Here is a 21,571-nt window from a genome sequence, read left to right as displayed (position 1 = left end):
CCCCGTGCAGCTTGGAACATGCCCCGTGCAGCTTGGAACATGCCCCGTGCAGCTTGGAACATGTCAAAAAACGTAGCACATTTAGGATGTTCCAAGGTGTTTTACCCATGTTCCAAGCGTTTTGGGCCGTGTTCCAAGATGTTTGACCCATGTTCCAAACATTTTCGGGCATGTTCCAAAGGTTTTTACCCATGTTCCAAACATTTTCGGGCGTGTTCCAGGATGTTTGACCCTTGTTCCAAGGATTTTGGACCGTGCGCTATGCCTTTTGTCCCCTTTTATTCTTTATTTGGACTGTTCCGTGGTGGTTTTACACTCATTCAACACTATAGATACCGTGTTCAACATGTTTTTTGGAGCTGTTCAAGCGAAACTAAAGAGGTGTTTGTGGTACTTTGTGACTTCTCTTTCTGTTCTTTATCGTTTTCTGGTGGGGTTTGAAGAATGTGGCGCAGGCTTTGTCAAATCAAAGAACATCCTGCACCTTAAGCTTATCCCGGTTCTTTTACCACGCGCTTGTGCCGTAGAGAAGCATGCTACTAAACATAGCAAAAAACACCCAGTCTCATGTAACATAACCTCCCAAGCCGTTGCATGGTAAACAATAAAGTATCTTTCCGGTAATTTTATCCTTTCACGCTTACACGAGGCAAGCAAGCCTCTTGGCGCCCCCGTGAGGAACCATTCACTTGCCACCAGGCTTCTCTGGGGGGTGGCCACCTTCGCCTCGGGCGACACTGAATTATAAAAAAATATTTACTAATTGCCATAACTACCTGTCGGGCAGCTTCCGTACCAGTAGTTACCGCATAGGAAAGCCGGGCGACACTGAATCATATAGCTTCTATTAAAAATCATTACAATCTCCCCCACTCCAACAAAAAAAAGAGACGCCCGTGCGGACGTCTCAAATGCAGCTACTATATCTGTGGTACAATAAAACAGTTCTTGTTTAGTCTGCCAAACCACCATCAGTGATATTCCACCCAAATTCAGTAATAAGGTAGTCCCGTGCACCTGCTGCAGCTGAAGAGTATTGGCTGTCTCCACCGTGAAATATCACATCTTCCTGAACACCACTCCCTTCAGCCAGATTAGCCCAGCCTATGAGCAGAGCGTCATAGTTTTCTACCGAAAGGGTTACATCAGAAAACATCATAAACATATTGGTCACACTTGAAACATCCCAACCACCTATATTTTGGTTAAAAGATGAGGCACCAGAAAACATCAAACTCATATTGGTTACACTGGAAACATCCCAACCACTGATATTTTGGTTAAAGGACGAGGAACCAGAAAACAGGTGGGCCATATTGGTTACACTGGAAACATCCCAACCACTAATATCCTGGTCAAAGGATGCGGCATCACGAAACATACTCGACATATTGGTCACATTGGAAACATCCCAACTACTGATATCATAGTTAAAGGATGAGGCACCAAAAAACATCATACTCATCACAACCACACTCTTTGGCATGAATTGCGGTACTTTCTCCAGGTTTACTGCACCCCAAAAGGCTCCGTATAAGGATCTAATATTTAGGTCCCCAAAGTTTGTAACCTTAATTAACTTGTCATAATCAGGGATGAAATCATTTGGAAATCTAAACCACCTGCCATACTGCTCCAAAGCGCCGTAAATTGATACAGTGTATAAACCTTCTTTCTCATATGTGTGTTCAAGATCGCCTTCACTATTTATAGTATCTCTGTTTCCATCACCCCAATCTACCGTAACATCCACATCGCCGTATAGGGGAAGAGTTATCGATGTTCCGTCTGAAAGTTCAGTATCAAAGACAAGTACCATAGCCGTACTATCCCACAGTGCTGTAAGCGTACAATTCTCAGCTGGCATAGTACTAGGGAAATCAGGGTCCCAGCCATCAAAAGTATATCCATCGCGTTCCGGGTTATCAGGGGCGCTAACTGCAGTGCCAAAGTCTTGAGTTATTGGATCGATTTCAGTGCCGCCGTTACTGTTAAAAGTGATCGTGTAGGAGTTGATATCCCACTCCGCGGTAAGAGTGTCATCTTTAGCAGGCATGGTGTCAGGGAGCTCAGGGTCCCAGCCAGTAAAAGTATATCCCTCACGTTCCGGATCCTCAGGCGCGGTTACTGCACTGCCAAAATCTAAAGTTATGGGATCGATTTCAGTGCCGCCGTTACTGTTAAAGGTGATTGTGTAGGAGTTGATATCCCACTGCGCGATAAGCGTTAAATCATCACCAGGCATGGTATCAGGAAATTCAGGGTCCCATCCATCAAAAGTATATCCTTCACGTTCCGGATCCTCAGGCGCGGATACTGCAGTGCCAAAGTCTTGAGTTATGGGATCGACTTCACTACCCCCATCACTGTCAAACGTGATAGTGTAGGAGTTGATATCCCACTGAGCATAGAGCATTACCCCTTCTGTTTCCATGGTAAAATCTGCTTCATCTTCATAAGATTCACCACTGCCATCTGATTCGGTATTCCAACCAATAAACGTGTAACCATCGCGGCTAAACTCATTTTTACTAAGTGCTTCTGTTTCATCAGTTGCTATAGTCTGTGGCTCCATACTACCTGAGCCTTCATTGGCATCAAAGTTAACAGTATTGGGAAGTGGTGTCCATTTTGCATAGATTACGCGATCATTTTCTATTGCAACTTCCTGAAAGTCAAATGGCAAATTAAGACTTCTGTCTCTAAACCAGCCACGAAAACGGTACCCTTCCCTTTGCGGAGTATCAGGCTCCTTTGCACTCTCTCCATGCTTAACTCTCTGTGCATCTACTTCCGGACCGCCATTACTCTCAAAAGAAACAGTGTAAACATTTAGATTCCACTGAGCATATAAGACAAGATCATCAGTTCCTATCTCAAATGTTTCACTGGGAACAAAAGAATCACCCTCTCCATCAGAATCGGTGTTCCAGCCAATGAATTCGTGACCTGTGCGGGTAAGACTGCCCCTTCCAGCCACAGTAACCTCTGCCCCCTCCTCATAAAAGGCTGTATCAGGAGCAGCGCCTTCAGTATTGCCGTTTCCATGATAGGCGATAAAAAATACGGGGTTTTCTGTCCACTTTGCGTTAAGGGTCAAATCACCTGTAGAACCGCTCTCTATCTGTGATATCCTTACAGAATCGACAAACCAACCAAGAAAACTATAGCCCTCTCTTGATGGATTTCTCAGTGATATTGTTTGCGCATTTATTGTGTAGAAATCAGGATTATCATCGTGATTGCTCCCTCCGTTAAGATCGTAGGAGATTTCATAGGCAATAACCCTCCAGTTGGCAAAAATTGTAGTGTCGCTGATTATCACATCCTCCTGAAAATTCCACTGCTTATCCATAACCGAGTCACGATACCAACCATTAAACAGATATCCCTCTCTTTGTGGCCCAGAAGGTTTTGACAGGAGCGATCCTTCAGCAACAAATTGAGTCATAACTTCAGAATCATAGTTTAGGTCGAAGATTACTGTAAAGCTGTCCGTTTGGCTTACTTCAGTCCACCGGGCATAAAGATTGATGTCCTCATCGGCTATGATAAGGGTATCTCCTGCTCTGAATATCGTAGAGGAAGCGGCATTATCAATGCTCCAACCCAAAAACTCAAACCCATCTCTTTGAAGCCCACCGCTGTTACCAGGTACAGTTACATTTTTACCGGTTTTGTAGATGCTTGTATCTTTGGGTACATCTCCTGAATCATGGTTGGTGCTGTAGTATGTAACACTGTAACCAGGATAAACCTTCAAATCAAGTTCTGCCACTCTTTGCTCGTTCCGAATAAAATCAACTGTTATAAAAAGTGTATATTCCCCAGAAGAATCGTAGGTAAGTGTTAGTAGTAGGTTTTCCTCCCACTCATTAGTGCTAAGAGTGTCGATAGTATCTTTTCTTGAGTCGTCATAATCAATTGTTATCAGCTCTATGTAATTACCACCCACCAGTTCCATCACAACTTCAAAAGGTTCACCCGCTATAATCTGGCTTTCTTCATCTGCAAGGGATAACTCCAATGAAACACGTCCTATCGGATCTTCAGGTTGTTCACAGGTCGTACCGAAGAAAACAAGTGAGTATAGAAAAAGTAACAGGCATTTTTTCATGGGGTAACTCCTGATGCTAAATGTTTAACCAATATAGAATTGGGTTAATATACTATTTACTCGATGATATGAACAGTATTTTAATAAGAACACCTTGGTTTTTCTGTGGCGGAAATAGGAAATAACAGTAATGAGTAACGTGTTGATTGAAAAAAAGAGAAGGGGTGAAAAAAATTGTTGATAACAAAAACGATCTGTCTCCTGAAGAATGGGCATCTAATTATTTCATGTAAATCGATCCTTTCCACGCTTACACGAGGCAAGCAACTATCTTGGCGCCCCCGTGAGGAACCCTTCATTTGCCACCAGGCTTCTCTGGGGGGTGGCCTCCTTCGCCTCGGGCGACACTGAATCATAAAAAATAACTACTGGATAAAAGAATCTTTGTGCACTAAATATGGTTACTTTTTTGTCCTCTGGAGAATGGGTACCAAATCATCCCTGGTAAAACGAACCTTTCACGCTTACACAAGGCAAGCAACTATCTTGGCGCCCCCGTGAGGAACCCTTCACTTGCCAACAGGCTTCTCTGGGGGGTGGCCTCCTTCGCCTCGGGCGACACTGAATCATAAAAAATAACTACTGGACCAAAACTATCTGCTTACAGCTAACTTAGTAGTCCTGATTTGTACCGCAAAAACCAAAATCGCGAAAATATTCCTCCTACTGGGTTGGTAATAGTTAGTTAGCCAAAATTTTGCTAATTAAACCGATTTTTCCGCAACATCATATATTTTATACTCGTTTGCTCAAAAAAAACCTTTAAAAAGAGAACTATCAGAGAAGAACAAAATATGGAAAATAATGAACCAAATGAAGAAAAAATAAGCCCGGAAGATGCTATAGCCTCCCTTAAGAAGATCCAGATCGATGATAAGGAGTTTTTTATTGTCGGGACTGCTCATATATCCAAAGAAAGTGTTGAGGATGTGGAAAAAGCGGTCGAACTGGTAGATCCCGATACCATTTGTGTTGAGCTCTGTGAACCCAGGTATCAGTCGATAGTGGAAAAGGATAAGTGGAAAAAGATGGATATATTTAAAGTAGTTAAAGAGAAAAAATCCCTCTTTCTGCTGATACAACTTATCCTAAGCTCCTTTTATGATAAACTGGGCAAACAGCTTGATGTTCCTCCTGGTGCGGAGATGTTAAAGGGAATAGAGCTGGCAAAAGCTAAAAACAAAAAGCTGATTCTTGCAGACAGAAAAATTGAGATTACACTAAAACGAGTTTGGGGCGGGCTCTCCCTTTGGGGTAAAGCAAAGATGTTTTTTAATCTTTCGGGAAGTCTGTTTGTAACAGAGAAGATTGACAGTGATACCATAGAAAACATGAAACAAAGCGATCAGCTTGAATCCTCCCTTGAAGAGCTGGCAAAGAATTTCCCCGGCATAAAACATCGCCTGATCGATGAACGGGATATCTACCTTGCAGAAAAGATCCGAACAGCACCGGGAAAAAGAGTGGTCGCGGTCGTGGGCGCAGGACATGTAAACGGAATTTGCCACTATATCCATAAAGAGAATGACCTTGAAGAGATCAGCTCTGTTCCCCCGCCATCACTGTGGCCTAAAGTGTTTGCCTGGAGTATTCCGACAGCTTTCGTTGCAATACTACTCTATGGCTTCTTTCAAAATGGGGTTTCAGAGTCGATGGCTTCCCTGCAAATCTGGGTTTTGGTCAATGGAATTTTTGCTGCTGTGGGTGTCGCGTTTGCTCTTGGGCATCCGCTTACAATTTTGGCGGCATTTGTTGCCTCACCCCTGACAAGCCTTAATCCAATGATTGCGGCCGGATGGGTGTGTGGTCTTGTTCAGGCCTACTTTAAACGCCCTACAGTTAGGGATGTGGAAGATTTAAAAGCGTCTTTTAGCTCTTTTAAAGGAGTTTGGTTGAACCCTGTCAGCAGAGTTCTTTTGGTGGTAATTCTGGCGAATTTAGGAAGCAGCCTGGGAAGTTTTGTCGCGGGAAGCTGGATAATAACACGTTTTCTGGGCTCATAACTGTAAACCCGTTTCTGTCCTTTATCCCAACGCTTTCTTTATAATAAGCAAAGGAGTGGAGTTTTATTTCTGATCCACTCCCCTCCCCGCCAGCTGCTTTAGGGTCTGTTTATGGCACTCACCAACGCTTTAACCGAAGCAGTTGTAATATCGGTATCTACCCCAACTCCAAATCTGCTCACGCCATCACCTCTCTGCACACACATATAGGCTGCGGCCCCGGCCTGTGAGCCTTCAGAGAGGCTGTGTTCGCTGTAAGAGAGTACCTTTACATCTATCGCGATTGTCTTAAGAGCACGTGTAAACGCATCGATAGTACCGTTTCCGCTCCCGGAAATCTCGCGGCTTTGACCATCAATAATCACAGTAGCTTTCACATTGACACCGTGTGGCTTATCCGTATTGTGCCTGGTTTTGGGCTGATTTTCTATGGATACAAGGCTACATCCGCCACTCAGATTGATAAACTCTTTTCTGAAACATTCATATATCTCTGAATGCAGGAGCTCTGCTCCCTTTTCATCAGCACAACGCTGAATAGCGGCACCAAGTTCCGGGCCCATTTCCTTAGGAACTTTGAAGCCATAAAACTGTTCGAGAATATAAGCACTGCCGCCTTTTCCGGATTGACTGTTGATTCGAATGATCGCTTCATAACTTCTTCCAATATCTCCCGGATCTATTGGAAGATAGGGTACATTCCACACTCCCCCTTTTTCATTATAGTTGGCCAACCCCTTACTGATCGCATCCTGATGTGAGCCCGAGAATGCCGTAAATACAAGCTCACCAGCATAGGGGTGACGAGGTGAGACGCTCATTTCGGTACACTCGCTGTACACCTTTTCTATATAAGCAAGGTCAGTTAAAGAAAGTTTTGGATCTATACCCTGAGAAAAACAGTTGAGAGCCATGGTGATAAGATCAGCATTACCTGTTCGTTCACCATTGCCAAACAATGTACCCTCAACCCGCTGAGCACCTGCAAGCTGTGCAAGCTCGGCTGCGGCCACAGCGCATCCCCGGTCATTATGGGTGTGAACACTAAGGATCACCCGGTCTCGCTGTGCTATGGTGCGGTGCATATACTCTATCTGATCGGCAAATACATGTGGTGATGCGACCTCCACTGTTGATGGCAAGTTTATTATCACCTGTTCATCTTCTTCAGGAGCCCACGCTTCAACAACCGCACTGCAAATTTCAGACGCGAATGCTACTTCGGTCTGTGAAAAACTCTCGGGTGAATACTCAAGTACAATCTCTCCATCATGTTTTTGCGCACACTCCCGAACCATCATTGCTCCATCAACCGCAAGATCAATAATCTCTTTTTTGGATTTTCTGAACACAATCTCACGTTGTGCTGGTGAAGTGGAGTTATAAAGATGGATAACGGCTCTTTTTGCTCCCCTTAAAGCATCAAAACTCTTCTCAATAAGGTGTTTTCTGGCCTGTGTAAGTATCTGTACTGTAACATCCCTGGGAATATGTCCTTCATCAATGAGTTTTCTTGTGAAATCATAATCAGCTTTGGAAGCAGAGGGGAAACATATTTCTATCTCCCTGAAGCCTACATTCACAAGCATTTTAAAGAATTTAAGTTTCTGTTCCGGCGACATTGGGTTCACAAGCGCCTGGTTACCATCCCTGAGATCAACACTACACCATTGCGGGGCTTGGGTGATACCCTTATCGGGCCAGCTTCGGTTAGTATTCCGGATCGCACTGATAGACTGATATTTTTCCATTATTTTCCTCTCCTCAAGGGTATAAAAAAAGGCCCGCTCTTTCTGAGCAGGCCTTTTTTCTATTTTTTCATTTTAATTACCAGTTAAATGCCGCTCAGCAGGTGTAGAAATAAGTGTAGTAGAAATAGGTTTAGAGCAAGCATAGTATAGTGGAATGCCTGAGGATAATCTGCAGCAATTGCGCACGTTTTTGTTGTTTTTACATTATTTTTCATATTAACTCCTCTTAATTAGTATAAATTATGGATAGTGCCTCAGGCAATTGAGTTACAGTAAACTTTTTTCCCTAAAAATTTAAACCATTGATATGATATGGTATTAACGCTTTTTTATAACATTTATACAGCTTGCTTACTCACTAAATCATTTAAGGGCGTTTTTTGGCCTGTTTATTTATCTAAACGAATTTTCTACAATATTTTCTTCAAATTGGTTCTGAGTGTTAAACCTAAAGCTTGGCTTTAAATACTAAATAATGGTACCAATAAGCCCCATTGGTGCAAACAGAGTAAAACAGCAGAGCAGAAATATGAAAACAAAAAGCGTATTTCTAACTACTATGATAAAAATTAGACACTATGATTTAACTTCATAAATTATACTACTAACTTTGAAAATAATCAATTTCAATTTAAGCGCTAAAGGGAGGCATTAATGAAATTAAGCCGAATGATTAAATTTTTCACCATACTAGCAGTGTTAGTGTTTAGCTCAAACGCTGCCACCCCTGTTGCCAGGCATGGGAGGTTACGTGTTGATGGTAACAGGATTGTAAATGAGCATTACAATATTCCTGTGCAGCTAAGAGGTATGAGCCTTTACTGGAGTGTTTGGGGTGGAGAACATTTTTATAATGAAGATGTAGTAAATACTCTGGTAGATGACTGGAAAGTGAGTGTAATCAGGACAGCTATGGCTGTGAGAGAAGGTGATAATCCTGGTTGGGTAGGATACATGGTCGATGACGAAAGGGAATTTCAACTGGGGATTGTCAAAGACGTTATAGAAGCAGCTATAAACAGGGGTATCTATGTAATTATCGATTGGCATGGATACGATAACTGGGAGTTTGATCAAAGACCATCAGATCATGTTGAAGAAGCTGTTGAATTTTTCAGTTATATGGCCCGGGAGTATGGACAGTACGAAAACGTAATATTTGAACCCCTAAATGAACCTATTGGGCCTGAATACTCAGAAGGATACTGGGAAGAGCATGTTAAACCTTACCATGAAGAGGTAATTGCCGCGATTCGTGAATATTCTGACAATCTGGTGATTGCAGGTACACCGGTATGGTGTCAACGCGTGGATGTAGCTGCTCATAACCCAATTGACGATCCCAATGTCGCCTACTCGCTTCACTTTTATGCCGGTACTCACGGAGATTGGCATCGCGATGTCGCAAGAGAGGCTTTAAACGAAGGTGTTGCTTTGTTTGTTTCGGAATGGGGAACCACAGCAGCTTGTGGTGGAAGATTTGAACCAGGAATATTTCCTGAAGAGACAGCCCTCTGGATGGAATTTATGGATGAGCACCATCTCAGTTGGTGTGCATGGTCACTTTCTAACATAGATGAATACTCTGCGGCTCTGCTTCCTCATGCAACCCCAGACGGCAACTGGAGTGATAGTGATCTTAATGAATCGGGAAGACTTTTAAGGGACTACCTCAGAGAGTATGGCGCGCAGGATAATTATGGTGGAGAAAACGGCGCCACTTTTACTATTAGCGAAAGAGTCATGGCCAGAGATTACACCGATATGTCCGGTGTTCAAATTGAAGATGGACAAAATATCGGCTGGATTGATGATGGCGATTGGGTTGAATACAATGATCTAACCTTACAACACGAAGGTGATTACTCAATTACAATTTCCGCGGCAACACAAACAGAAGGTGGTACGATACGAATTCTTCTAAATGATTCAGAAATTGGCAATGTCGATGTAAACAACACTGATGGCTGGCATAATTGGGAAGAGCACACCATTGAGGATGTGTTCATTGATTCGGGCCATCATACACTACGCCTTGAATTCAGTGGTACCGGTGATGGGGACGGTAGTGGTCTTTATAATGTTAACTGGATAAATTTTGAGACAACAATTGAAATAGCCACTAGTATTGGATCACAACGCCGTGTTTCCTCCTCTCCAACAAGATCAGTGGGAGTATCTCCTATACCTAATGGAATAAGGCTAAACATCAGTAATCCGGAGCGATTTACAGAATACAGCTTATTCAGAATCAACGGAAGAGCGGTAAAAAGTGATCTTTTAAATGGTAAAAATCAGATCACTATTAACAACCTTTCTAAAGGCGCTTATATAATCCGTTTAAATGGTAACAGATACAGTGAAGTTTTTTCCGCGATTGTGCATTAAGTGTAAAAAAGGGAACTGGTTTACCAGTTCCCTTTCATTTACCACGACAGATACACTACAACACACTTTTTCTATTATCTATATAGTGTAAAGCTTAATTTTTCATATTGATTCCACTTTTTCCCCACTCGGGAAACTCCTGTTTTTTCTAAACAGTCTTTTAAATACGAGTCTTGTTCCACCAAAATTTATAAGGAGTCCAATTTCGAGATTATAGGCGGTTAAATAGTTCAAACCCTGCGCCAAGTGAACATCCTCAAGTTCTAATACAGCTTTAAGTTCAACCATTATTCTGTTTTCCACAAGAAAATCAACTCGTCTTTTGCCTATCAGACATTCCTTATAAAAAATTGGTACTTCCTGTTCACGAGTGTAGTGTATACCATCTTCCTTAAACTCTATTTCAAGCGCTCTTTGGTAGATGACTTCCTGAAATCCATTACCCAGAAAATTATGTACGTTCATAGCACACCCAATAATCCTGTGAGTTAATGGATCCTCTATACTCATTTTCGCCAAACCTTTTTGAGGAATTATTATTTTTTTATTATTGTTGGGAGAGATACAATAATCCCAATATAATTAATGACAGAATAATCAGCCACTATCCTATCCTATCCTATCCTATCCTATCCTATCCTATCCTATCCTATCCTATCCTATCCTATCCTATCCTATATCCTATCCTATATCCTATCCTATATCCTATCCTATATCCTATCCTATATCCTATCCTGATCATCCTCTCATCCTGATATTCCCTCCTATCCTGATATTCCCTCCTATCCTATCCTAATCACTCTTCCACCTAAAAAACAACAGTTCGGTTCTGATACCTGATAATCTTATGTTCCAGATAGTGAGTAACAGCATTTGACAGTGCTGCTTTTTCCAGGTTTTTTCCCTTTTTTCTCATGCTCTGTTCATTGTCTCTGTGCGAAACCGGCTCTACAACCTGCTCAATTATGGGACCTTCATCCAGATCACTTGTGACAAAGTGCGCAGTAGCCCCAATTACTTTAACGCCTCGCTCGTAAGCTTGTTTGTAAGGATTTGCACCTTTAAATGAGGGAAGGAAACTGTGATGAATATTAATAACATCTTTTTTATAGTCAGTGAGAAACTGTTCAGAAAGAATTTGCATATACCTTGCAAGTACCAGAAAATCGGTGCTATTGTTCACTAAATTTAATATCTTTTTCTCCTGTTCCTCTTTATTTGAACTGTCTATTGGGAAATGGTAAAATGGAACAGAGAACTGATCAGCCAGTTCCTTTGCTTTCAGATGATTACTTATAATAAAAGGTATGTTGACACTTATATCCCCACTTTTCCAACGATAAAGAAGATCATAAAGACAATGGTCCTGTTTAGATACTAATACTCCCATTTTCATTACTGATGTAGTGAAATGGATCTGCCATTTTGCGTCAATTGTTTTAGCAAGTTCACCGAATTGTTTTTTAAGTTCATCCTTGTTAATTATATCTGTATCGAAGCAAAATTCAATTCTCATGAAAAAATGTCCACCCTGAGGATCTGTAGAGTGCTGGTCCGATTGAATTATATTTGCTCCGTTTTTAAAGATACAATCAGATACTTTTGCCACAATTCCTTGCTGATCATAGCATTGAATTAGAAGAATTGCTGTTTCCATATTCATTTCCGTCTCTTTTGAAGAATTTACTTTTTGCTTGTAGGTTTTGTACTGGTTTTGCCCCATAAAAACAGTTCAGCCACTAATAAAGAAGATAACAGAATCCATATACCAAAAGACCAAACATTATTTCGAAGCTCACTAATAGCGCTGATAAACTGTTCCGATTCTTTAAAAAGTATGTTTCCTTCTGAATCAAACGAATCATAGGTGAAGTCAGCATCTTCGGGATTATAGGTAACTACTAAGGGTTTATGTGCTTCTCCATCTTGCTTAAGCGTGTATATCCCTGGTTTTTCGATCATAACTGATGGTTGAGTGTGCCATCGGTGAAGCATTCTTCCATTTGCGGTATATATCTCAGCTCCGTTTTCTTCACCAAAAAAGGGATTCATCCTGGATACACCAGCATACCAACGATCATCTTCCTGTAAAACAGATAAGAGTGCGTATCGAGCGATTCTATCAATCAGCGGAACATAAAAGCCTGTTTGATATAAATTGTTATGATCGGTAATTCCAAGCGGAGTAGCACATAATACCCACCTTCTTCCCTGAGGTTCTGTAAATGATGAAATTAGAGTATTATTGTTACTTGTATTAAGTAGCGCCCTTCCCTCAAGATTAGTAAGATACCTAAACACCCGTGCGTTATCCGATACAGTTTTGGGAAATCCTCTCCACAACCCAAGTGTAGTATCCGGGATTACAGGGTGCGTACCGTTATCATCATGTAGTTCTGATAAATTCTGCCCCCCATGTTGACTCACAATTTGTCGTGCTGACGGTAACAATTGCAAATCATTCGCCAATGGATCCAAACAGTATAGTACCGATTTTTCGGGGAATGTTTTGTTTGAAAGTAGCAAATCGAGTGGTCTGGATGGCTCATCTAGTGAATTTACAATAATCAGATGAGCTTCCCGTATATCACCGGATGTTACTTCTGATCCTGATTTTACCACTATCGGCGACCACCTTGAGTTACGAGCGGATTTCAGTGCGGAAGCAATAACCCTGTTGTCATGCGTGTTACCAATTATTAGTACGCCCTGATTGCTCTTCTCAGACTTTGAGAAAAAATCTGTATTGTCGTAAGAAAAAGGATCTTCTGCGAAAAGCCTTACTTTGCCTTTGTTTTGTAACAGATCCGGTGAAATCTGGATCGCTATCCGCACTGAATCATCTTTTTCTACACTTACATTCTTCTCACCAACTCTCATTCCATCTATTTCAACTGTTACTAAGCCCGAATCAAGTTTTTTACCCATCGCATAGATAGTTGCATAAACAGTTGACTCCCCCTCCTCTACACTATGCACACGTACAGAGTAATTAAATGGATCTTTGGGAGCAGTAGAAACAGCTATTAATAGTGATTGTGCTGACAGTATATCTTTTACAGACTCGAGTTGCTTTAAAGTATTCTGCTGAAAATCACTTATTAGCATCAATATATCATTTTCATCCGCGGTTTGTTTAAACTCCCGTACCGCATGCTCAAGCCCCGAAGAACCAAATCTTGAACGGTAGGTATCAGAGTTGAAGTTTCTCTCAAGAACAAATTCTCCGCTAATGTCGTTGTAATGATAGTGAAGAACCGATGAAGGAATAATTTGAAGAACCGAATCTAAAACACTAGTAGCCCGTTCCCCCAGGGAAAAATCATCTTCTACATATTCCATGCTTATCGATGGATCTATCCAGGTATAAACGGTGGTTCCTGGATTATGCAATATGTGAAGAGGGTTATCTTTATTATGTATACCTGCAAAAAGAGCAACAATAGCTATTACAATTAGTGCCCTCGCAAGAAAAAGCAATATTTTTTTTAAATTTCTAAGCCTTGAGGTCCGTACAGCTGAAGTGGAAAAGAAACGCAGTGTAGAAAATTCTAACCTCTGCACCTTTCGTTTTCTTAAAAAGTGCACCGCAATCAAAGCCGCAATGGCTAGTAATCCCCAAATGTACAGAGGTTCAAAAAAAGACACACTTCCTAAAATAATCGCCTCCGTTTCTCTATAATGCGCATCAAAGCTTTTTGGAACGGTTCGGCGGTGGAGATTATTTCAAAATCTATTTTTAATTCCTGGGCAGCATTTTTAAAAATTGCATGGTGTTCAGAAATTCCCTTATGAAAATGTTCGGAGGCTGTGGAAGAATCTAAAGTTATCTCTTTACCGGTTTCCATATCCCTTATTTTCATCACCGAATCTCCCCCAAAGCCAAGCTCCATAGGATCCCCAATGCATAACACCACTGTATCCTGTCTTTTATAGCGCAGATGCTTGAAGCCCTTTATTATATCTTCAGGATCATCCAGAAGGTCTGAGAGTACGATACACATACCCCGTTTCTTTATTCCTGAAGCTACTCTATCAATTACACCCCCGCACCTGGTTGATGCCCCGGCTTCAAATGCCTGAAGCTGAGAAAGGATTGTTTTTAATTGCACGTTGGTTGAAGCAGGTGGAACATAGGTCCTGAGTTCATCATCAAAAACGGCCATTCCCACTGCGTCTTTCTGTTTCACCAGTATCCAGGCTAAACTCGCGGCCAGTGTTTTTGCGTACTCAAGCTTGCTCAGAGTTCCGGATGTAAAAGCCATTGAAGCGCTTTTATCGATTAAAATAGTAGCACTGAGATTTGTTTCATCCTCAAATAATCTTACCAACGGTTTTTCTGTTTTGGCATATTTTCTCCAATCGATTTTCCTGGCGGGTTCACCGGTTAAATAAGGACGAAACTCAAGAAACTCTGCAGAAAAACCATGGAAGGGACTTTTGTGCATACCTGCTATCATCCCTTCCACTATATGCTTCGCCCTAAGAGAGAGATTTCTTATGGATGCAATCTCTTCTGGTCCCGGTAACTGACTCATGCCTGTATTTTCCATTTGGGATCATGATGAGGACTACCCTGCATCAGATCTTTGGTACGTTCCATAATTATATTTTCAACCCTCTTCTCTTTTTCGTATTCAATGACTGTTTCGGCTATATGACCCTTTAGCAAAGAAATATCTTCCTTGTTGTGAGCCGAAATAAATATCGCGTCAGGATAAGCAAGTCTAAGTTGCTTTTTCACGAAAGGATCATCCACCAGATCGATCTTGTTAAACACCAATAGTCGCCGGGTATCGTCCGCACCCAAATCATGCAGCACGCTGTTTACAGTGGCAAGTTGCTGATCAAAAAATTCGCTGGAAGCATCAAGTACCACAATAAGCATCTGTGCCTCTGATACCACACTTAATGTACTTCTGAAAGAAGCGACCAGGTGATGCGGTAATTTTCTAAGAAACCCTACTGTGTCTGAGATAACAATATTTCCCACACCCGGGATGTATGTTCTTCTGGTAGAAGTGTCCAGTGTAGCAAAAAGTTTATTTTCTACCAGAATTTCTGAACCACTGAGAGCGTTAAGCAGTGATGACTTTCCGACATTGGTATATCCCACAAGCGATGCTCTGAAAATAGTATCACGCCTTTTGCTCTGAATTTTTCTGTTCTTTTCAATCTTTTTTAGTCGTGCTTTAAGATCGGTTATTCTTTTCTGTACCAGTCTTCTGTCTACTTCAAGCTGAGTTTCTCCCGGGCCCCTGGTGCCAATTCCACCAACCTGTTGAGAGAAGTGTGTCCAGGCATGTGTTAACCGGGGATAAAGAGTGCGCATCTGCGCAAGTTCGACCTGCACTTTTGCTTCAACTGTTTTGGCGTGCAGTGCAAAAATATCGAGAATTAATTGACCTCTATCGAGAACCTTACCCTTTATCGTATTCTCAATATTTCGTACCTGTCCGGGAGAAAGCTGTGCGTCAACTACAAGCGTTTTCACCCCTTCACCGCGCATTAGCGTTCGTATTTCCTTAAGTTTACCCTCACCGAGAAAGGTTGAAGGCATGGGGCGGTCTTTTTTCTGAATAATAGTTGAAACCACCTCAGCCCCTGCCGTCTGGCAAAGCATAACCATCTCCTGCATGTCTTCATCAAACTGACGTTTATCTTCGCCAACCAGCTGAAGACCTGCGACAACAACTTTTTCCAGTATAGTTTTATTTTCTATCATACTTTTATTACGGTTAAACGAGGCCTGTTAGTCATATAATCTGATAATTCTTCAGCCACCCCAAGGAGCCTAATTATTTATAATCCACTCCCGCGGCATGAAGCCTGACACCTGCTTTTTTCTGTGAAGGAGTGAGGGTTAAAACCTCGGCCCCATCATCGGTAACAAGGATAGTGTGCTCAAACTGAGCAGAAAGAGAGCCGTCTTTGGTACGAACAGTCCACTTATCTTTGCGGTCTGTTATCACCTCATATCCACCCAGATTTATCATAGGTTCAATGGTAAATGTCATACCTGGTTTAAGCACTATGGGTTCACAGTCTTTTTCCACATGATGATACACAGTAAAAGCTTCATGAAACTTTTGCCCTATTCCGTGGCCAGTGTACGTTTTGACCACCGAACACCCCTGGGATTTAACAAATGGCTCAATTGCTTCAGCGATCGCAATTAACGGCACACCCGGCTTTACCGCATCGATACCCCGTATGAGAGCATTTGCAGTTACATCAACCAGATGACGAGCTTTAGATGAAACATCTCCTATCATAAAGGTTTCTGAACTGTCACCAAAATACCCGTTTACAATAGACGTAAGGTCGATATTTACTATATCACCATCCTTTAATACTTCATCCGGTGATGGTATACCGTGGCAAACAACGTTATTTATAGAAGTACAAAGCGATTTTGGAAAGCCTCTGTAGCCAAGACAGGCTGGGGTATGACCATGTTCTATGGTATACTTATGCACCAGGGAATCGATCTCTTCTGTGCTTATGCCAGACCTTACAAATTGTCTAATATAATCCATTAACTGGCCATTGAATGCCCCTGAATTGCGCATCCCTTCTACTTGATCGTTGGTTTTAACAAGATCGTTTCTCACATTCAGGCGCTCAGGCGGGTTCTTAGGCTTTTTTTCATCTTTTAGCATGTGACATTTCTTGTACTTCTTACCACTGCCACAATAACACAAATCATTTCTTCCTATCATCTTATAAATATCCTGAGAATATCTTTTTAGAACAGGTAATTAAACCATTATATATAATAAATTGCTACGATATAATGCATCTTTTATTTAATTGAACCTCTTATCAGAATCAAATGCCACTGTTTTAATAAGCTGCTCATGAATGAATCCGTTGCTCGCAATCGCGCCGGTCTGAAGGAGTGAAAATGGATTTGCATTCCTATCCTGAATGATTCCTCCAGCCTCACTTACAATCAACGATCCTGCTGCAAAATCCCATGGAGAGAGCATATACTCAAAATATCCATCAAAACGCCCACAAGAGACCCAACAAAGATCAATTGCAGCACTTCCGGTTCTCCTAAAACCCCTTACATCCAATCTGAAAAGTTTTCCAATAGCTTCAAGAGTTCGCTCCATCAACTCTCCGCGTTCATAGTAGAACCCGGCAGTGATTATCGACTCCTGAAGGGTAGAGCGCTTGGAGACGCCGATTCTTTTATCGTTTAAAAAGGCACCACCGCCCTTTACAGCACTAAAAAGCTCTTCCCGTTCAGGATCATACACTACAGCACATTTAACATCGCCTTTTTGTGCATACGCAATAGAGACGCAATATACAGGAATGCCGTGAGCATAATTATTGGTTCCATCAAGAGGATCAATCAGCCATAAACTATCAGAATCTATTGCCCCTCTTTTTTCATCTTCTTCACCATACAGGATCGAATCGGGAAACCTGTCCAACAACATCTCACCTATCAGTTTTTCGGAGCTAAGATCTGCTTCAGTAACCAGATTGTTCATAGCTTTTTCGGAAACACCAGCACTCCCCTTCATGCTTTTAATTAATGATCCGGCTTGTTTTGCCGCTTCTTTAGCACTTTGAAGTTCCCTTAAGTAATCTTTAGTCAAAACTTTTGTTACTCCTTCGATATCAAAGTTTTCAATTTGGTTTTTACTATATCAAAGTCTCTTTCCGCAATACTTACAGTATCTTGCTCCTTTACCCGAAGTTTCTTTCGCACACCCATCGCACCTTTTTGATTGATCGGAGCTATCACTTGACGGTATTTTCCGGGTCATTTCTGCTGTAATTATACCGGTAGGAACTGCGATAATACTGTAACCGAGTAACATGGCCATGGATGCCAGCATTTTACCCAAAGAAGTTTGTGGTGTTATATCACCAAATCCAACAGTAGTAATGGTAACGATTGCCCAGTATATACTTGTAGGAATGCTCACAAACCCATGCTCTTCACCTTCAACCACATACATAGTGGAACCAATAAGAACCATTGCCAGTACCACGGTGAAAAGAAAAATACTAATCTTGCGGCGACTGGCAGAAAGTGCCGCTTTTAAATACAGAGACTCTTTTCTGTATTCAGCAAGCTTAAGTACCCTAAAAATCCTAAGCAACCGCAATGCTCGTATCACCAGAAGGTATCCTGTACCCGCGGCTAAAAGTTCTATATAGGTAGGAACGATTGCAAGGAAATCTATAATACCAAAGAAACTAAAAATATAATTTGAAGGATGTTTGTTACTAAAAATACGAAGCAGATACTCGGCAGTAAATAAAAGTGTAAAACTCCACTCCAGAATCCAAAACAATTCTGGAGCACGCGCCCTGAATGCCTGGACACTTTCAAGCATTACCGTTAACGTGCTTAAAACTATAAGTACCATTATGAATATGTCGAAGACACGACCTAAGGGAGTATCTGATTCAAATATTACTTTGTACAGACTCTCTCTGCGGTTTATGCTCTTCGACACATCATTATTACTCAAGTCAATTTTCCACCCGTTTCAGCCTACTGTTACTTTCACTGTTTCAATTTTGTAGCATTAATAAGACCACCGGCAAGTATCATCTCTTTCTCCCTGTCGGTAAAATCAATCTCAAGAGTTATCTGTGCTCCATCACTCGTTCTTTTAGCTACAAGGGGTTGATTTGATTCGACCGCTTTTCTCACATTTTCTATAACAAGTGAATCACCCTTTTGAAGCGAATCATAATCTTTTTCATTTTCAAAAGTTGCAGGAATGATTCCAAAGTTTATGAGATTTGCCCTATGAATTCTTTCGATCGAACGAGCCACCACCACTTTTACGCCAAGATACATTGGACATATAGCAGCGTGTTCACGCGATGATCCCTGACCATACGATTCACCCCCGATAATTACATTATGTAAGCCTTCGTTTTTATTTTTCAGCGCGTTTGATGAAAATTCAGGATCTTCACGCTCAAACACAAACTCAGCGTACTTTGGAATATTTGATCGGTATTTTAATCTGTTCCCCGCGGGCATGATGTGATCTGTGGTAATCTTATCACCTACCTTAATGGCAACTGAAGTATTTAGGGTTTCGGGGCATGGATCATTTGATGGTGGATCTCCAATATTGGGCCCGCGATACACCTCGATTGATTCAGGATTGTCTGAAGGCTCAAGAATCATACTATCATCGATTACAAACTCTGATGGCATATCGATCTGTGGGTATGGCACGTCAGAAAAATACTCTTGTGGATCACAAAGCTCTGCGCTTAGTGCTGATGCAACTGCCGCTTCAGGTGAAGTCAGATACACATCGGCACTTGAAGTACCACTGCGGCCAAAAAAGTTTCTGTTGGATGTTCTTACAGAAACAGCATCAGTCTTGGGCGCAACTGAGTTTCCTATGCAGAAGCCACACGCGCTTTCGAGGATTCGAGCACCGGAAGCGATTATATCAGCAAGTGCTCCGTTTCGACTCACCATCTCAAGTACCTGCCTTGAACCACATGCCACACCCAAAGTAACCTCAGGGGAGATTTTTTTACCCTTTAGAAGGGATGCAACCATCATTATGTCACGATAGGAAGCATTGGTGCAGGATCCAATGAGTACCTGATCCACCCTGGTGCCCTTTAGCTCCTGAAGAGTTTTTACATTTCCCGGTGAATGGGGACATGCTGCACGGGTTTTTAAGGTGGAGAGATCGATTTTTATAACCCTGTCGTACTCTGCACCCGGATCTGCACTAATTTCTCTGAACCCTTCCTCTCTTCCCTGGGCAACCATAAAGGCCCTGGTTTTCTCATCTGAAGGAAAAACTGAGGTCGTTACCCCCAACTCAGCTCCCATATTGGTGATTGTAGCACGTTCCGGAACACTAAGACCGGCAACTCCGCTTCCTCCATATTCAACAATGGTGCCAACGTTACCCTTGGTTGAGAGTATCTCAAGAAGCGCAAGTATTACATCCTTTGCAGAAACCCAGGGCTTCAGTGCACCCTCAAGCTCAACTTTCACCACACGGGGGTATTTCATATAGAAGGGGCCGCCTCCCATAGCCACCGCTACATCCAGCCCACCGGCACCTATGGCAATCATTCCTATACCACCACCGGTGGGGGTATGTGAGTCACTTCCCAGAAGCGTTTTCCCCGGAACACCAAAACGCTCAAGATGCACCTGGTGGCAAATACCGTTTCCTGGTTTTGAGAATTTTATCCCATGTTTTGCGGCTACAGTTTCAAGATAGCGATGATCATCCGCGTTCTCAAACCCTTCCTGAATTGTGTTATGATCAACATAGGAGACAGAAACATCGGTTTTAACCTTACTGAACCCAAGCGCTTCAAACTGAAGACACGCCATTGTGCCGGTTGCATCCTGGGTAAGAGTCTGATCCACCCTTATCCCTACCTCTTCACCAGCTTTGGGAGTTCCTGTGATGATATGTTCGTCCAGAATTTTCTCTACGATATTCTTTGCCATAAAAATGCTCCATCGCTCTGAAAAATTAAAGTAAATACGGAAGTTGAAAATAGAACATTATTACGTTTTGAACAATAGTTTAATTCAGTATCAAGTTCTATTAGTGTATGATTCTGCATGACGATCGCAGGCATTGCAAGAGAGGTGGTACAAGTTTCTACTCAGCGGCTCCAAGTCGTTTTTACTGCCAAATACCAAAAAAGGTGAGAGCCAAAAAGCCCTCACCGAACACTTGTACACAGCATAACTTAAAGCTCAGAAGGTTTCTTAGCGAACCTATCTCTTTTTAAAGATCGCCACAGCCCCACCGGCTATCGATAGCAAAAGGTATAAAACCATAGAAGGTTCAGGTACCGCAGCTTTGGTCCCCCGGGCTGTGGCCCAAATCCCTATTGAACCAGCACCAATTCCACCATCGATTCGATCCCTGGAGGTGTAGCCAATAGTTAGTCTGGGATCTGGCATTCTATCTACTAAATCTTCTTCAATATACATCTCATAGTGTTCTGGGTCGGGAACGGATAGAAACATATAGCCAGCTAAATCCTTATGCTCTGCTTTGGGTTTATGATAAAAACGATCGAAATCGTAAGAGATAGAGTAGTCACTTGTTTCAAAATTAATAAACTCCAACGGGTCATTTTTCAACAAAGCGTCTATATCGTTTTGCTGCGCCACATACCACTCACCCCACCTTCTATCGACCAGTGCTTCATCCTTATTCATTAACCTCACTCCATGCGATAAGATATCATAATTTGTCTCTCCTACCCCGCCGCTGTAAAAAAGCGGACGATACCAGTACTGATCCGCCTGAGTATCGTAAAGTACA

General features: G+C 42.0%; 15 protein-coding genes. 2 read left to right on the top strand and 13 right to left on the bottom strand.

The features are described 5' to 3' along the window. Positions 1–952: 952 nt before the first annotated feature. Positions 953–4,117 (bottom strand): InlB B-repeat-containing protein, encoded by a 3,165-nt coding sequence (locus QA601_17660; GenBank protein MDG5816929.1) that lies wholly within the window; start codon positions 4,115–4,117, stop codon positions 953–955. A 794-nt stretch (positions 4,118–4,911) separates the two neighbouring features. On the opposite strand from QA601_17660, the gene QA601_17655 reads away from it, so the two are divergent. Beyond that, positions 4,912–6,120, top strand: a complete 1,209-nt coding sequence (locus QA601_17655) for a TraB/GumN family protein (protein ID MDG5816928.1) — start codon at positions 4,912–4,914, stop codon at positions 6,118–6,120. A gap of 98 nt (positions 6,121–6,218) precedes the next feature. Here QA601_17655 and leuA read toward each other — a convergent pair whose 3' ends face one another. Next, positions 6,219–7,871, bottom strand: a complete 1,653-nt coding sequence (leuA, locus tag QA601_17650; protein MDG5816927.1) for a 2-isopropylmalate synthase — start codon at positions 7,869–7,871, stop codon at positions 6,219–6,221. Between the two features lie 83 nt (positions 7,872–7,954). Continuing rightward, positions 7,955–8,086 (bottom strand): hypothetical protein, encoded by a 132-nt coding sequence (locus QA601_17645; protein ID MDG5816926.1) that lies wholly within the window; start codon positions 8,084–8,086, stop codon positions 7,955–7,957. Positions 8,087–8,525: 439 nt separating this feature from the next. On the opposite strand from QA601_17645, the gene QA601_17640 reads away from it, so the two are divergent. Next, the gene (locus QA601_17640) at positions 8,526–10,259 is read left to right on the top strand and encodes a cellulase family glycosylhydrolase (GenBank protein ID MDG5816925.1); all 1,734 of its coding nucleotides are present in this window, start codon (positions 8,526–8,528) and stop codon (positions 10,257–10,259) included. Positions 10,260–10,361: 102 nt separating this feature from the next. Here the strand turns inward: QA601_17640 and QA601_17635 are convergent, their stop codons facing one another. The 10 genes from QA601_17635 to QA601_17590 form a co-directional block, all read right to left on the bottom strand. Continuing rightward, positions 10,362–10,769, bottom strand: a complete 408-nt coding sequence (locus QA601_17635) for a GxxExxY protein (protein ID MDG5816924.1) — start codon at positions 10,767–10,769, stop codon at positions 10,362–10,364. A gap of 298 nt (positions 10,770–11,067) precedes the next feature. Beyond that, positions 11,068–11,922 (bottom strand): formyltetrahydrofolate deformylase, encoded by an 855-nt coding sequence (purU, locus tag QA601_17630; protein MDG5816923.1) that lies wholly within the window; start codon positions 11,920–11,922, stop codon positions 11,068–11,070. Positions 11,923–11,942: 20 nt separating this feature from the next. After that, complete coding sequence (locus tag QA601_17625; protein ID MDG5816922.1) at positions 11,943–13,907, bottom strand: BatA domain-containing protein; 1,965 nt, start codon at positions 13,905–13,907, stop codon at positions 11,943–11,945. Positions 13,908–13,912: 5 nt separating this feature from the next. Next, the gene (locus tag QA601_17620) at positions 13,913–14,797 is read right to left on the bottom strand and encodes a DUF58 domain-containing protein (GenBank protein MDG5816921.1); all 885 of its coding nucleotides are present in this window, start codon (positions 14,795–14,797) and stop codon (positions 13,913–13,915) included. Continuing rightward, on the bottom strand, positions 14,794–15,984 hold the full coding sequence (gene hflX, locus QA601_17615) for a GTPase HflX (GenBank protein ID MDG5816920.1): 1,191 nt from the start codon (positions 15,982–15,984) through the stop codon (positions 14,794–14,796). The genes QA601_17620 and hflX overlap by 4 nt, the downstream gene beginning before the upstream one ends. A gap of 73 nt (positions 15,985–16,057) precedes the next feature. After that, positions 16,058–16,981 (bottom strand): methionyl aminopeptidase, encoded by a 924-nt coding sequence (locus QA601_17610; GenBank protein MDG5816919.1) that lies wholly within the window; start codon positions 16,979–16,981, stop codon positions 16,058–16,060. Between the two features lie 87 nt (positions 16,982–17,068). After that, a complete protein-coding gene (locus QA601_17605) occupies positions 17,069–17,875 on the bottom strand; it encodes an inositol monophosphatase family protein (GenBank protein MDG5816918.1) in 807 nt (268 codons plus the stop codon). A 51-nt stretch (positions 17,876–17,926) separates the two neighbouring features. Then, entirely contained in the window at positions 17,927–18,760 is an 834-nt protein-coding gene (locus tag QA601_17600) for an ion transporter (protein MDG5816917.1), read from the bottom strand. Between the two features lie 35 nt (positions 18,761–18,795). Then, positions 18,796–20,739 (bottom strand): aconitate hydratase, encoded by a 1,944-nt coding sequence (locus QA601_17595; GenBank protein MDG5816916.1) that lies wholly within the window; start codon positions 20,737–20,739, stop codon positions 18,796–18,798. A 276-nt stretch (positions 20,740–21,015) separates the two neighbouring features. Further along, the coding region (locus tag QA601_17590; protein MDG5816915.1) for a hypothetical protein at positions 21,016–21,571 on the bottom strand (556 nt) is incomplete at its 5' end.

Source organism: Chitinispirillales bacterium ANBcel5 (assembly GCA_029688955.1).
GTDB classification, from domain to species: Bacteria; Fibrobacterota; Chitinivibrionia; order Chitinivibrionales; family Chitinispirillaceae; genus Cellulosispirillum; species Cellulosispirillum alkaliphilum.
Note: the sequence above shows the minus strand (reverse complement) of the source record. Positions and strands in the feature narration are given on the sequence as shown.

Excerpts from the sequence above, each read along its gene's own strand:
- QA601_17640 (MDG5816925.1), top strand. The coding sequence starts at position 8,526 with ATGAAATTAAGCCGAATGATTAAATTTTTCACCATACTAGCAGTGTTA.
- QA601_17610 (MDG5816919.1), bottom strand. The coding sequence starts at position 16,981 with ATGATAGGAAGAAATGATTTGTGTTATTGTGGCAGTGGTAAGAAGTAC.
- QA601_17660 (MDG5816929.1), bottom strand. The coding sequence starts at position 4,117 with ATGAAAAAATGCCTGTTACTTTTTCTATACTCACTTGTTTTCTTCGGT.
- QA601_17635 (MDG5816924.1), bottom strand. The coding sequence starts at position 10,769 with ATGAGTATAGAGGATCCATTAACTCACAGGATTATTGGGTGTGCTATG.
- QA601_17595 (MDG5816916.1), bottom strand. The coding sequence starts at position 20,739 with ATGGCAAAGAATATCGTAGAGAAAATTCTGGACGAACATATCATCACA.
- QA601_17645 (MDG5816926.1), bottom strand. The coding sequence starts at position 8,086 with ATGAAAAATAATGTAAAAACAACAAAAACGTGCGCAATTGCTGCAGAT.
- hflX (MDG5816920.1), bottom strand. The coding sequence starts at position 15,984 with ATGATAGAAAATAAAACTATACTGGAAAAAGTTGTTGTCGCAGGTCTT.
- leuA (MDG5816927.1), bottom strand. The coding sequence starts at position 7,871 with ATGGAAAAATATCAGTCTATCAGTGCGATCCGGAATACTAACCGAAGC.
- QA601_17655 (MDG5816928.1), top strand. The coding sequence starts at position 4,912 with ATGGAAAATAATGAACCAAATGAAGAAAAAATAAGCCCGGAAGATGCT.
- purU (MDG5816923.1), bottom strand. The coding sequence starts at position 11,922 with ATGAATATGGAAACAGCAATTCTTCTAATTCAATGCTATGATCAGCAA.
- QA601_17620 (MDG5816921.1), bottom strand. The coding sequence starts at position 14,797 with ATGAGTCAGTTACCGGGACCAGAAGAGATTGCATCCATAAGAAATCTC.